The organism is Stenotrophomonas sp. 107298_Sma, from assembly GCF_056480345.1.
The window spans coordinates 4,530,115-4,543,786 of sequence record NZ_CM151094.1 but is presented as its reverse complement, the minus strand read 5'-3'; the positions used below and the strand labels follow the sequence as shown (position 1 = coordinate 4,543,786).

General features: G+C 59.7%; 11 protein-coding genes. 3 read left to right on the top strand and 8 right to left on the bottom strand.

All coding sequences use genetic code 11. From position 1 onward, the window contains the following. Window positions 1-350 precede the first annotated feature (350 nt). A complete protein-coding gene (locus ACZK2G_RS20990) occupies window positions 351-1,193 on the bottom strand; it encodes a LysR family transcriptional regulator (RefSeq protein WP_080281918.1) in 843 nt (280 codons plus the stop codon). A 348-nt stretch (window positions 1,194-1,541) separates the two neighbouring features. Between ACZK2G_RS20990 and ACZK2G_RS20985 the strand changes: the two genes are divergently transcribed. From ACZK2G_RS20985 to ACZK2G_RS20975, 3 genes are all read left to right on the top strand, one after another. Beyond that, entirely contained in the window at window positions 1,542-2,606 is a 1,065-nt protein-coding gene (locus ACZK2G_RS20985; RefSeq protein ID WP_008266446.1) for an SDR family oxidoreductase, read from the top strand. A gap of 75 nt (window positions 2,607-2,681) precedes the next feature. Next, window positions 2,682-3,416 (top strand): SDR family oxidoreductase, encoded by a 735-nt coding sequence (locus ACZK2G_RS20980; protein WP_075075813.1) that lies wholly within the window; start codon window positions 2,682-2,684, stop codon window positions 3,414-3,416. A 146-nt stretch (window positions 3,417-3,562) separates the two neighbouring features. Continuing rightward, window positions 3,563-5,614: a TonB-dependent receptor domain-containing protein gene (locus ACZK2G_RS20975; RefSeq protein WP_080347466.1), complete on the top strand. Its 2,052-nt coding sequence runs from the start codon at window positions 3,563-3,565 to the stop codon at window positions 5,612-5,614. Window positions 5,615-5,896: 282 nt separating this feature from the next. Here the strand turns inward: ACZK2G_RS20975 and ACZK2G_RS20970 are convergent, their stop codons facing one another. From ACZK2G_RS20970 to ACZK2G_RS20940, 7 genes are all read right to left on the bottom strand, one after another. Then, window positions 5,897-6,142, bottom strand: coding sequence for a hypothetical protein (locus ACZK2G_RS20970; RefSeq protein ID WP_008267212.1), 246 nt, complete (start codon window positions 6,140-6,142; stop codon window positions 5,897-5,899). Window positions 6,143-6,181: 39 nt separating this feature from the next. Further along, window positions 6,182-6,823: a hypothetical protein gene (locus tag ACZK2G_RS20965; protein ID WP_032961297.1), complete on the bottom strand. Its 642-nt coding sequence runs from the start codon at window positions 6,821-6,823 to the stop codon at window positions 6,182-6,184. A gap of 16 nt (window positions 6,824-6,839) precedes the next feature. After that, window positions 6,840-7,538: a HupE/UreJ family protein gene (locus tag ACZK2G_RS20960; protein ID WP_008264906.1), complete on the bottom strand. Its 699-nt coding sequence runs from the start codon at window positions 7,536-7,538 to the stop codon at window positions 6,840-6,842. Between the two features lie 29 nt (window positions 7,539-7,567). Then, window positions 7,568-10,705 carry an efflux RND transporter permease subunit gene (locus ACZK2G_RS20955; protein ID WP_032961302.1) on the bottom strand — a complete coding sequence of 1,046 codons (3,138 nt, stop codon included), beginning with the start codon at window positions 10,703-10,705 and terminating at the stop codon, window positions 7,568-7,570. Window positions 10,706-10,714: 9 nt separating this feature from the next. After that, complete coding sequence (locus tag ACZK2G_RS20950) at window positions 10,715-11,947, bottom strand: efflux RND transporter periplasmic adaptor subunit (RefSeq protein ID WP_040006894.1); 1,233 nt, start codon at window positions 11,945-11,947, stop codon at window positions 10,715-10,717. Further along, complete coding sequence (locus ACZK2G_RS20945) at window positions 11,944-13,194, bottom strand: TolC family protein (protein ID WP_075075812.1); 1,251 nt, start codon at window positions 13,192-13,194, stop codon at window positions 11,944-11,946. Before ACZK2G_RS20945 ends, ACZK2G_RS20950 begins: the two co-directional genes overlap by 4 nt. A gap of 88 nt (window positions 13,195-13,282) precedes the next feature. After that, window positions 13,283-13,648, bottom strand: a complete 366-nt coding sequence (locus tag ACZK2G_RS20940; protein ID WP_075075811.1) for a hypothetical protein — start codon at window positions 13,646-13,648, stop codon at window positions 13,283-13,285. Window positions 13,649-13,672 lie beyond the last annotated feature (24 nt).

Below are 13,672 nucleotides of genomic sequence, written 5' to 3'. Positions count from 1 at the left end.
GGTCTCATCCGCGTTTAGGAATGTTAAAGCCAACCACAGCGGAGGACCGCAACTTCAGCGCCTCAACAGTGGTTGGCAATTGAACGCTTCCATATGAAGGGACTGCATTCCGATACCCACTCATATGGACGAGGTGCTTATGGAACTAGCGAGTCCAGGGCATCCATTCTCGGAGTCCTCCGGACTGGCTCTGTCTGATGCCGGTGGCAAGAAGCGCTCTCATTGCCTCACAGCAACCTACATATGTGATCCAGAGGGAGAGTCTGGAGAGCACTCCGGTATCGAACTGGTGATGGAGTACGTTGGCAGACCATTCATGTCGATCCCAACTCCATAGTTTGGAGCATGTTTTAGCATGCATCGATCATCTGTGTCCGAATTACCTCCGCTAGCCCCTTGAGGCCGGGCAGGGATTGGCGACGAGTGGGGTAGTACAGCATGAATGGTGCGCCCATTGATGCCCAGTCTGGCATCACAACTTCAAGTGCGCCGGACGAGATTTCGTCCTGCACTCTGAGTTCCAGACAGTATGCCAACCCCAATCCCTGCAACGTTGCAGCGAGCAGAGAGTCGGTGCTGCTCACCCTCAGCATTCCGCTGGGAATTACCTTGACCATACGATCACCGTCGCCAAGTTCCCAGCGATAGATTGAGCCGTCGCCGATTCTGTTCTCAATACAAACATGCCGCCGCAGATCGCTTGGATTCTCAGGTCTCCCAGCATGTTGCAGATAGCTGGGCGCTGCCACGACCACCCACTTAAGCGGATGTGTAAGCTCCAGACCAACCATCCCCTCTGGCACTCGGTCACCGTATCGAATGCCGCCGTCAAAGCCTTCCGCTACTAAGTCCACCAGGCGTTCTTCTATCACTAGATCAAGATGGACGTTAGGCCAGCGTTGCTGAAAGCTCCACAGCACTGGCCAGAGTAGGAGGCGCGCCGCATCGTGTGATAGCGAGATCTTGAGCATCTGGATCTCTGACTGCTTCCGAGCCCGAATCGCGGCTAGACCCTCTCCAATTGTATCTAGGCCAGTGGCTGCATAGCGTTCCAGTTCGCGTCCTTCAACGGTGATCGAAAGCGCACGGGTCGTACGATTAACGAGACGCACACCCAGTCGATCTTCCAGCCGCTTTAAGGCGTGACTTAGAGCTGAGGCAGATAAGCCAAGTTCGAGGGCGGCGGCGCGCATTGATCCATGCCGAGCGATCTCGATGAACGCAGCTAGATCTGAAATGCTTATTCTCTCTAGATCACCTTTCAAGACACTTCACCCGGGTATCGATTACTAAACGTGCCAATGATCCGCCGCACAAAGCATGATTTATGGATCGAACGCAGTGCAGATGCTTCCCCATTATCGCCGAGGATGGCATGGCAAGAAGCTGCGCCGTCGACGCTTTCGATCATTTCTGAATTGAAAGAACTTCAGCAATAAAATTGCTACTTGCGCATGTTCGCCGCAGTAAAGTTGCGTCTCCTCCACGGTCGCTGTACTCAAATTTGCTTGGGCCAGAGTGACCAATCAACTGGGATGAACATGTCAAATTCGAATAGTGATTTGCCTGAGCACGACGATGAAGCCACGCCGGTCATCGGCCGCAGACAGTTTATTGCGGGAAGCAGTGTGGCCATCGCCAGCGGAATTGCTGCTTCCTCGGCATTCGGTGCTGTGCCCGCTGCGGTACTCTCGGAGGCGCAGGGTCAGGGCCGCCCGCGAGCCGGCCTGATCGACCCTCGGCAGGCATATCCTCGGCCACCCTACCCGCGCCAAGAACAGCCTTGGCCGGGGCTTGCGTCGAAGATGCGTCCGCTGCCGGACCACGGTGAGAAAACCTATCGAGGCAATCGGCGCCTTGAAGGCCGCAAGGCACTGATTACGGGAGGAGACTCAGGAATCGGTCGGGCCGCTGCCATTGCATACGCCCGCGAGGGTGCCGATGTGGCCATCAACTATTTGCCTGAAGAAGAGGAAGATGCGCGTGAAGTTATTGCGCTGATACGCGCAACCGGCCGTCAGGCATACGCTTTACCTGGTGATATTCGCAGCAAAGACTTTTGCCTGGATCTTGTGCGCAAGGCGGCATCGGCGTTGGGCTCGATCGACACCTTGGTGCTGAACGCGGCGTATCAGCAGCAGGAGCCGGACATTCTAAAGATTACCGACGAACACCTCGAGAACACCTTCCTTACCAACATCAATGCAATGGTATGGATGACCCAAGAGGCACTGCGTGTGTCTCTTCCGCCTGGAAGCGTCATCATCGTTACTACGTCTGAGCAGGGCTACGATCCGTCCCCCTACCTGGTCGACTATGCGATGACGAAGAGTGCGCAGGTTAGCTACGTTCGCTCGATGGCTAAGCAGCTTGGCCCTAAGGGGATTCGGGTAAACGGAGTTGCTCCAGGTCCTATCTGGACTCCGTTGCAGATCAGTGGCGGGACTGCATCCGAGAAGATTCCGAACTTCGGGGGGGACAAGCCGCTAGGACGCGCAGGTCAGCCTGCTGAGCTGGGTTCAATCTTCGTCCAACTTGCGGCAAGCGACGCCAGTTATGCGAACGGCCAGGTGTATGGGGCCGAAGGTGGCGCTGCACGCCCCTAACTTGCGTCACAGACGACCCCAACTCCTTTCATGACTCAACTACACCTGGTCGCCAACGAACGTAGGAGATAGACCTTGACAGAAGCAAGTTACAGCCTTAGAAACCGCTGCGTTGCCATTACTGGCGCCGGTTCGGGGATCGGACTGGCAACGGCGGAGATGATCTTACGCAGTGGTGGAAGCGTTCTTGGAGGATCCAGGCGTTTAGGTGACTTCAAGCGGCTACAGGATGAGTTCGGCGCTGATCGCGCCTACTGGATGCGTCTGGATGTGCGCGATCCGGATAGCGTGGGTGCCTTCGCATCTTGCGGCATTGATCACTTTGGAAGCGTACATTCGGTAGTGGCCAACGCCGGGGTTGGCTACTACGGCGGAGTCGCTGACGCAAGCGATGATCAAGTCATCGAAATGTGTGAAATCAACTATCTCGGAACGGTCCTCACGGTACGTGCTTTCCTCCCTCATCTTCGTAGCGTTGGTGGCGGGGATATTTTGATCGTATCGAGCGTCGCAGCTCATCGCAGTGGGGCGGACGAAGCCGTCTACGCAGGTACCAAGGCCGCCCAGCTCATTTTTGCGGGCGGCTTGGACCGAGAAGTAAGGAAAGATGGGATTCGCGTGAGTGCCATCTGCCCCGCAGGTACTCATACATCTTTTGCCGTGGGTCACGGTCGCACGGCCGACGATCCCCGTTTGAGCGAATTCATGGCCGCGCAGGATGTAGCCTCGCAGATTGTCTATTGCTTGCAGCAACCGCGGACCTTGCGGACCGGCGTATGGACGACTTGGAGCATGAGCCAGTCCAGCTGAGGTGCTGCCCAGACAGCATCGGTCGGCCACAGTTTGATACCTGACCTCAAGACGCAAGCCAGCCCTCGACCCGATATGGGCGTTTTCCGGAATCAAGCGAGGCAGCCATTCCCCAGCAATAATGCCCGTTACCGGATTACCCCGAGATGTCGCACACATACCTGAAGTCACGACTTGCTCTTCCCACGCTGACAGTTGCTATTGGTCTGGCCCTTTCTTCGCATGCCAGCGCTGAAGCTTTGACGCATGCCTCCTCCGTCAAGCAGTTGGACACCTTGGTCGTTACCGCCACCGGTGCCCAGCAGTGGATCAGGGATGCGCCAGCCAGCATTAGCGTTATCAGCCGCGAGGAGATCGAGCGTAAGCCGGTCACCAGCATCGGCCAGCTGCTGAGTACCGTCCCTGGAGTGACCGGTGGCTATGCACTGTCCGGAGCGCAGTCGAAGATCCGCCTGCGTGGACTGCCCGAGCAGTACACGCTGATCCTGATCGACGGCCGCCGCCAGGGCAACTCCTCCGGCGTGAACTACCGCGACGACCTGGGTCCGCAGGATCTGAACTGGCTGTCGCCGGACATGATCGAACGAATAGAAGTGGTGCGCGGCCCGATGTCGTCGCTATACGGTTCGGATGCGATGGGCGGCGTGATCAACATCATTACCCGCAAGATTTCCGACCACTGGGGCGGCTCGGTCACCTTGAACCACAGCGTGCCCGATTCATCCACCCGCGGTGATACCACGCAGATGGGTGCCCTTTTCAGCGGCCCACTGACCGACAACCTGGGGATCCGCATCGGGGCCAACGTGACCGACCGCAAGTCCGATCGCCTTGAGGGCCAGACTCCGGGCAGCAAGGCGGAGAATGCCAACCTGCAGTTCCACTGGCGCCTCAACGATGACCACGCACTGACCATAGAAGGGTCGCGCGGCGTGCAGCGCAACACCGGCAGCGGTGATGTATATGCCTGGGGTCTGTCCAAGCTGGTACAGACCGGTTACGTGCTGGGCCATGATGGCCGTTACGGCGACTCCACCACCTCCAAGACCACCCTTGTGCGGAACGACTACCAAGACAAGGGCAGTGCGGTGGGCAACCATTCGAAGGAAACGGTGTTCGATACTGCCTTCACCACCGCTTTCCATTGGGGCTTCGAGCACAGCCTGAACGTGGGTGGTCAGTGGAAGCGCGAGCAGCTGGAAAACAGCGACACCATCGGTACCGTACCTGTGACTTGGACCGGCAGCAGCCGCATCAGCCCGACCAGTGAAGCGGACTCATGGGCCTTGTTCGCCGAAGACCACATCACCCTGCACGAGCGCTTCGTGCTGACTCTGGGCGTGCGCTGGGACAACACCGACAACTACGACGACAACGTGAGCCCGCGCATCTACGGCGTGTGGCACCCGGCAGACGCATGGACAGTACGCGGCGGTGTCTCCAAAGGGTTCCGCGCGCCCAATCTTAAGCAGGGCACCGCTGGTGCGGCCACCCAGTCTCTGGGACGCGGCTGCGGCAGCCTGACCCCGGAAGGCTGGAACAGCCGGCTGATCAACGCCGACGGCACGACCGGCTGCTACATGGCCGGTAACCCGAACCTGAAACCGGAAACCAGCACCAACTATGAGCTTGGCGTGGGCTTCGACCAGAACGGCTGGTCCGCATCGGCCACCTACTTCCTGACCAACTTCGACGACAAGATCGAACAGGTGCCGCTGCGCGAGATCCCAGGCCAGAACACTAGCTTCGTAAACGGCTTCTGGTGGACGGTGGCGCAGAACATCCAGAAGGCTCGCACGCGAGGCGTGGAAGCCAGTGTGACCGTGCCGCTGCACGAGCGACTGAGCTGGACCACCAACGCCACACGCATGTTGGAATCGAAGAACCGCACCACCGGCGCCAGCCTGCTAGTGGTGCCGAAGATCACCGCCAACACTTCGCTGAACTGGAGCGTGTCCGATGCATGGTCGCTTAACCTCAGCGCGCAACACATCGGGAAGCAGCTTGTGTCTTCGTCCAGACCTACCTTCGCCAAGGCATACACCACGGTGGATCTGGTCACCGCTCTCGATGTGAACGAAAACCTGACCTTGCGCGTCGGCGTACTGAACTTGGGTGATGTTTCCACGCTTGAAGAAGGCAATAATTACGACGGCGGCGCACGCACGCTCTTTGTGGGCGCGACCGCGCGCTTCTAAGGCGGGTTGATCAGGTCAGGAGATTGCGTTCGGTTCAGCACGTTCGATCACGTCGATGATTGCAAATGAACTTTGCCGCACTCGGGTTTGGAGAATGTAAGCCCGAGTGCGGCTCTAATCGCAATCCTCCGGTCAAACGCTAGCATTCGAGAGCGAGCCTGTTGGAAGAATGAGGGTCTAACCGAGGTCTATTTGTAGGACGACGCTGGCACTATTCGCTTGGCTCAAGGGTAAAGACGAATGGTCCGACTTCACCCAAGCCGGACCATTCGCCGCAATCAATTACTTCTTCTTCGCAGCCGACTGCGCCTGAGCGTCGCACCTGTCCTTCAGCGCCTTGGTCTGAGGATCGGCAAGATCCACCTTGAACTTCGTCCGGTCAGCCAGCTGTTCACACGTAGCAGGCTTTGCCTTAGGCGCCTCCTTCACTTCCGACTCGGCATGAAGCGCCGGATCATGTGCGAAGGCCGATGCGGACGCTGCAATGGAAGCGAAAAGGACGCTGATGAGGGCAAAACGATTCTTCATGTTGCTTCTCCTAGGTTGATTTCGGCGTTATGCCGGGTGTCACGGCTGGTAGAGGTCGGCTTGGTAGCCGGTAATTTGCACCTCGATGATCACGGGGGTGCTGCCGCGGTTCTGCCAGTACCACCCATGGGTACCTTCAAAGGGAGCAATGAACGTTCCCTCGGCCTGACGCTGGGCGCCTTCAACGGCGTAGCTGGTCCAGGGGCCCTTCACGTCGGGACGCTCGCCGTGCATGTCCACGGCAACATCAGACGTGGCCTTCCAGCTGAAAACCATCCCAGCGCCCTGAGCCATATGGGCCTTCACCTCCTGGCCCTTACCAGGGGCAAGCTCGATCGTCAGTGAGTCCTGCCGTAAAGGAGTGCTGGCGAGAGAGACAGCGGCGGGTTCGAAGGCCTGCTTGCCATTGCTCCCGAAGGCAACCTTGGCCTTCTCGAACAGCGCCGAGACGGCTTCGGCGCTGCCAGCAGATGCCGGAACTGGGGGAGCTACGGCCTCTACCTGGTCAGTGGAGGCTAGGGCGTCCAGACCCAGAACCTTACCTACGCCCGTAGGGTCGATTCCGTACTCCGCGGGAAGCACGGTGGTGAGCAGAATCACCCCTGCAACGGCAGCGGCCAGGGCGGTGGATTTCAGCAGCTTGCGAGTGCTGGGCAGCTGATTGGAAAGCGTGATGGACATGAGTACCTCTGTAGATTCAGGAAACGAAGTAGCCGGTGAGCTGCATGCCAACAAGCACGAAGCCGGCGCACATAAGGGCGGTGTTGATGCTGTACGCCTGTCGATGGAATGACGGCAAGCGGCGCCAGAAGCCCATCACGATCAAGATGCCTGCGAGCGCGAGCAGCTGTCCGATCTCGACCCCCACGTTGAAGGCGAGCATGTTTGGGACAAGCCCGTCAGGTGAGAGCGAGAAATCCTGCAGCTTTGTCGCTAGACCAAAGCCATGGAAGAAGCCAAAGATCAGCACGGCGGCTTTGGTGTTGGGCTGTACCCCAAACCAGCGCTTGAACGCGCCCATGTTGTCCAGCGCCTTGTAGACAACCGACAGGCCAATGATTGCGTCGACCAGGTACGCATTCACATGCAATCCGCCCAGGACACCTAGCAGCAAGGTGGTGCTGTGGCCGATCGCGAACAACGTCACGTAGATGCTGACATCACGCATCCGGTACAGGAAGAAGATCACCCCGAACAGAAACAGGAGGTGGTCGTATCCAGTCACCATGTGCTTGGCGCCGAGGTACGTGAACGCGATGAGCTGCAGGCCGGTACTGTCTTCCAGGAAGGCCTGGTCGCCTTCACTGACGCCATGCGCCCAAGCAACGCAAGGCAGAAGGATGGCTGCAAGCAGGTAGAGCCACGCTTGGGTTCGTTTGGAAATGGTCAACTGCATGTTCCTGGGAGGGGTTGAGATGGACGGGTTCACGCTGCGTCCTCCTTCCGCTCATCCCCTTCGCGGTGGATGAGGCGATAGAGCGCCGGCAACACCAGCAAGGTCAGCAGCGTGGAGGAGATGATTCCGCCGATAACGACCGTCGCCAGCGGGCGCTGAACTTCCGCGCCAGCCCCAACGTTTAGGGCCATTGGCAGGAAGCCCAGGCTGGCAACCAGGGCCGTCATCAGCACGGGGCGCAGCCGGGTCAGTGCACCTTCGGTTACCGCTTGGTGCAGGGGAGTGCCCTGTTCCCTAAGGCTCTTGATGAAGCTGATCATGACCAGGCCGTTGAGCACGGCGACGCCCGACAGCGCGATGAACCCCACGCCTGCAGAAATGGACAGGGGTATGTCACGCATCCACAGAGCCACCACGCCACCGGTCAACGCAAGTGGAACGCCGCTGAACACGATGGCAGCATCCTTGCCCGAGCCGAACGCCATGAAGAGCAAGCCGAAGATCATCACCAGGACGACCGGCACGACCACGGACAGCCGCTTGCTGGCAGAGATGAGCTGCTCGAAGGTACCGCCATACTCAATCCAGTAGCCTTCCGGCAACTGCACCTCCTGACCAACCTTCTCTCGCAGCTCCTCTACGAACGAACCAAGGTCGCGACCACGTACGTTGCTGGTGATGACGACGCGACGCTTGCCGTTCTCGCGACTGACCTGGTTTGGGCCTGGCGCAACTTCAACTTTAGCCAGCTGCCCCAGCGGAACGAACGCTCTCTGTTCGCCGGAACTGGCCCCGACGGCGACGGCTACCGGTAGCGATGCGAGCGTCCGGGTGTCCTGACGCAGGTTCTCGGGCAGACGAACGACGATGTCGAAGCGACGATCACCCTCAAAGACCTGACCGACCGCCTCACCGCCCAGCGCAACAGAGATGGTCTTCTGGACCTCGTCGATCGAAACGCCATAGCGGGCCAAAGCACCCAGGTCAGGCGTGATGGTCATAAGAGGCAGACCACTGATCTGCTCTAACTTCACGTCTGCGGCGCCTGGGATGGAACCTGCGGCGTCCTCGATCTGGCTGCCGATCTGCGCCAGCTGATCCAGGTCGTCACCGTACAACTTCACCGCCACCTCGGCGCGTACACCGGCAATCAGCTCGTTCATGCGCATCTGCACGGGCTGGGTGAACTCGTAGTTGTTGCCGGGAATTGCTCGGACAGCCTTCTCCAGCTCAGCAATGAGCTGCGCCTTTGGCTTGCGGGGATCAGGCCATTGGTCGCGATCCTTGAGCATGATGAAGGTGTCTGCGACCGACGGTGGCATGGGGTCGGTCGCTACCTCTGCTGTGCCGATCTTTGCGACAACCTCATCCACCTCGGGGAACTTCTTGATGGTCGCTTCAAGCTGGCGCTGCATGCCGATGGCTTGCGTCAGACTAGTGCCGGGAATGCGCAGCGCGTGAAGCGCAATATCACCTTCGTCCAGATTCGGAATGAACTCAGTGCCCATGCGACTGGCCAGAAGACCCGCCAGTACGGTGAGGACGGCTGCACCACCCACAACCAGTTTGCGAGCACTGACTGCCCGCTCCAGCATCGGGCCATACAGCTTGGTTACGCCCCGCATAGCCTTGGTTTCCTTCTCCGAGACCTTGCCCGTGACAAACTGAGCAACCGCAGCGGGAACGAACGTGAGGGACAATGCCATCGCACCAGTCAGCGCGATAACGACGGTCAGGGCCATCGGGTGGAACATCTTTCCTTCCACGCCGGAGAGCGCAAAGATCGGGATGTAGACGGCGGCAATGATGAACAAGCCGAACAAGCTGGGCTTGATCACCTCGGCACTGGCGCTGGCGGCCAAAGCAAAGCGCTCATCCCGGGTCAACAGACGCCCCAGGGCGTGCTGACGCTCGCCGAAGCGGCGCAGACAGTTCTCAACAATGATGACCGCGCCGTCGACGATCAGACCGAAGTCCAGCGCACCCAAGCTCATCAGATTTGCTGAGACACGGTTCTGGACCATGCCGGAGATGGTCAGCAGCATGGTCAAAGGAATGACCGCGGCCGTGATCAGTGCGGCGCGAAGATTTCCGAGCAGAAGGAACAGCACCGCAATGACCAGCAGGGCACCTTCCAGTAGGTTCTTCTTGACGGTTTCAATGGTGCGGTCGACCAGCTCCGTACGGTCATAGACCGCATGCGCGCGGACACCTTCTGGAAGCGTCTCGTCGATCTCCTTCAGCTTGGCAGCGGTTCGCTGAGCGACTTCGCGGCTGTTCTCACCAATGAGCATGAATGCAGTACCAAGTACCACTTCCTTGCCATCTTTGGTCGCTGCACCCGTTCGCAGTTCGGTGCCCTCGTGAACGTCTGCGAGGTCACCGACGCGAAGCGGCAGCCCCTCGCGATTGGCGACCACGATCTTGCGCAGGCCGTCCATGTCCGCCACTTGGCCAGGAACGCGCACAAGGTACTGTTCACCACTCTTTTCAATGTAGCCGGCACCCACGTTCGCATTGCTGCGCGCCACGGCCTCCATCACATCCTGCATGGTCAGCTCGTACGCCTGAAGCTTGCGCGGGTCAGGCGTGATGTGGAACTGCCGCACATAGCCACCGACGGTGTTGACCTCTGTAACACCTTTCAGATGTCGCATCTGGGGGCGTACCACCCAATCCTGGAGGGTACGAAGCGCCATCGGCGTCCAGGTCTCTTCAGCACCCTTCTCGGCTTCCACGGTGTACATGAAGATCTCACCGAGACCGGTGGCGACCGGGCCCAGCGTTGGCTTCAGCCCAGTTGGGAGCTGGGATGCGGCTTGCTGCAAGCGCTCGGCCACCTGCTGCCGCGCGAAGTAGATGTCGGTACCGTCTTCGAATACAACGGTGACCTGGGAGAGACCATAACGCGAGATGGACCGCGTGTACTCCAGCTTGGCTAAGCCGGCCAAGGCTGTCTCGACGGGGAACGTTACCCGCTGCTCTGCCTCCAGTGGAGAGTAGCCCGGTGCTTCGGTGTTGATCTGGACCTGGACATTGGTGATGTCAGGGACGGCGTCGATTGGCAGCTTGCTGTAGTTCCAGATGCCCAAGCCTGACAGCGCCAGGACCAGAAGCAGCACAAGCCATCTATGCGCGATGGACGCGCGAATGATTCGCTCTAGCATGATGGATCCTTAGTGGTCGTGGCTGGCGCCAGACTTCTCGATGTCTGCACGGATCAGATAGCTCTGCTCGGCGACGTACCGCGTTCCGGGCTTCAGTCCGCCAAGAACCTCTGCCCACTCGCCATCACGCTTTCCAAGCTCAAGCATGCGCACCTCATAGGTATCGCCCACCTGCGCAAATACGACGGTAAAGTCGCGAAATCGCTGGAGCCCTGACTCTTTGACGGCCAGTGGAACAGGTGTCTCGGCAATGATGACCTCGGCCGAGACAGCCATTCCTGGACGCCACTTGCCGTCACCATTGGGGATACTCACGCGCGCAACCACGCTTTGGCCGCTGCTTGCCAGCGGAAGCAGGCTTTGGAGCCTACCTTCAGTCTCCAAGGCACCCGTGGCGGAACGGATCCGCACTGCTTGACCTGGAGCGAGACGCTCGGCGTCAGTGCCCAGAGCTCGTAGATCGACCCAGACCTCTGACAGATCGGCAACGTCGAACAGTGTGTTGTCGGCGGCCACATCACCAACACTGGTGTTGCGCGCAAGAACGATGCCGCTGAAGGGAGCAATCACCGCGTAGGTGCGCATGCTGTCATTGCCTTCAACCGTCGCCAGCGTCTGCCCTGCGGAAACGCGTTGGCCCATCTCGACCGACACGCTGCGGACAATACCTGGGAATCGTGCTTTGACGGCGGCCTGGCGGCCAGTGTTGACCGCGATGTTCCCCATCAGCGTGACCGTATCGCGGATAGTGCCAGCGGTAGCCTCTTCCACCACCACACCCGCATCCTTGGCAGCGCTTGGCTCGATGGTGGTACGGCCCTCATAGGACTGATAGGACCAGGTGTGTGTCTTTCCTCCTACCACTGCGTCTGCCTTCACGTCGAAAGAATGAGGTTCCACGACCTCGCCGTTCCCCACGAGATAGTCGTTTTCGGCGGTGAAAGTGAAATCATTGACCTCACCGTCGAGGCGCTTCAACTGCATTGTTGCCTTCACCTCATTCGGTGAGATCGGCTTGTCATTTCGATAGGCGTAGAGGCGGAACTGAGGAGGCGTGTTGGTTTCATAGACGGTGACTTCAAGTGCGAAATCACCATCGCGGAGCATGCGACCGCGGTTGGGGCCGCGCTCGTAGTCGCCGGCCGCGGCGGTGGACTCTGCGGCTTCTTTCTCAACCGGCTTTTCACCGCCACAGGCGGCCAGTGCCAGCGGAAGCAACATAAGAAGGGCGTAACGATTCATGGGCGGATATCCTGGGCGGAGGCGGTGAGGCGATCTGCCTCGACCAGCAATCGGAGATAGAGTGCGGCGGACTCGACTTCGCGCTCACGAAGGTCGAACAGCGTCTTCTGCGCCTGGCTCAATGCGAGATAGGAGAATCGACCCTCCTCGAAGCCACGACGGCTCTGATTCATCGCCTGCTCCGCCTTGGGGAGCTGCCGCTCACGAACGGAGGTGACCTCCAACTGCGCTTGGCGCAGCTGTTGATAGACTCCGAACAGCTCCTGGTTGAGCTCCAACATTTGTGCTTCACGGCGTGACTTGAGCGCACTCAGTTCGTAGTCGACTTCGGATACCGAGTAGGCTGATCGACGCCGGGTTCCCAAGGGAACCGAGATCGACATGACCAAGCCACTGTCCTTCGTTGCTTCAAGACGGCGAAGTCCAAATCCAACACTCACGTCAGGCTTCGCGCTGGAAACGGCGACATCGCGGCGCGCGGCAAGAATTCTGGACTGGGCATCGAAGGCACGTTGCTGTGGCGCGTTCTGAAGGCGTTCGGACAGCGTCTGGTAGTCATCCAGCGGGGGGAGGATGTTTGTATCGCCGGCGACGGTGTCGAAGTCAGCGGTGAAAGAGCCCCAGGAAGACGCAAGCGCCATGCGCGATGCCTCCAACCGCTGGACTGCTTGATCACGCTTGAGCTCTGCATCGGCCAGGGCGATTTCAGCGGCCCTCAGGTCTGAGTCCGGGTTCCGTGCCGCAGAGACCCAGCGGGCCACCTCTCGCTGGAGCGCGCGGGCCATACGAATCCGCTCTTCCGCATGCTCGACATGCTCCTGCGCCGCAAGCACGTCGATGAATCGACCAGCGGTGCGTGTGGCGATGGCCACCCGGGTCACATCAGCCTCTCGCTGGGCTGCATCGACCTCCGCGCCGCCAAGCGCTTGGCGGGCCGCCCGCTTGCCACCCAGTTCCAGAATCTTGGATACCCGGAACGTTGCCTCGGCAGCGTCCATACCTCGCACGCTGCCACTACCGGCCACGTTCTCCAGTTCTCCGCCGAGCACCAACGGGGCTGCTAAGCCCTCTCGCGCCGCACGGTTCTTTGTCGCCTCTATTTGTGCGGCATCTGCCTGCACGCTTGGGTGAGTGCCAAGGGCGCGGGCAACCGCATCCTCCAGGCGCAGCACTTCGGCGGCGTGGCCAGGAAGGGCCACACCGCAGGCGCCGGCAACAGCCAGCGCCCACACACTACGGAATTTCACGGAAGCCTCCGGAAAGAAAGTCAGAACGACGCGCCGCGTCCCGCTACACGGGAGGCGCGCTCAGGCTGCTAGAGCGCAGCTAGGGTCGTCAGACGATCGGAGGTCGGAAGGGTGACGCCGGGTGCCCTGCAGGCACCCTCAGAAGTCGCAGAGCATGGACTTCACCGGCCAGCGGTAGTGAAGCCAGGTAGACGTGGGGCGTGAACAAGCTTCCAGCGAAACTCGCGTCTGCCTGATGCAGTACCGCATGAGCGCCAGTGGCGTGATCCGGGTCCAGATTGTCGCCCGCACCGCCGGCATGTGAATGGCCATGATCCACCGCTGCTGCGATGTCATGTTCCAATCCGTGCAGTTCGCTGAGCTGGATCACCATCGGCCGCGCAACGACACTCAACAGCATCAGCGCAAAGAAGCTGATCCTGAGGGCAAGGCCGTGGCGGGCGGAAAGACGCATATGGGTTAGCTTAAGCGGGGCTGG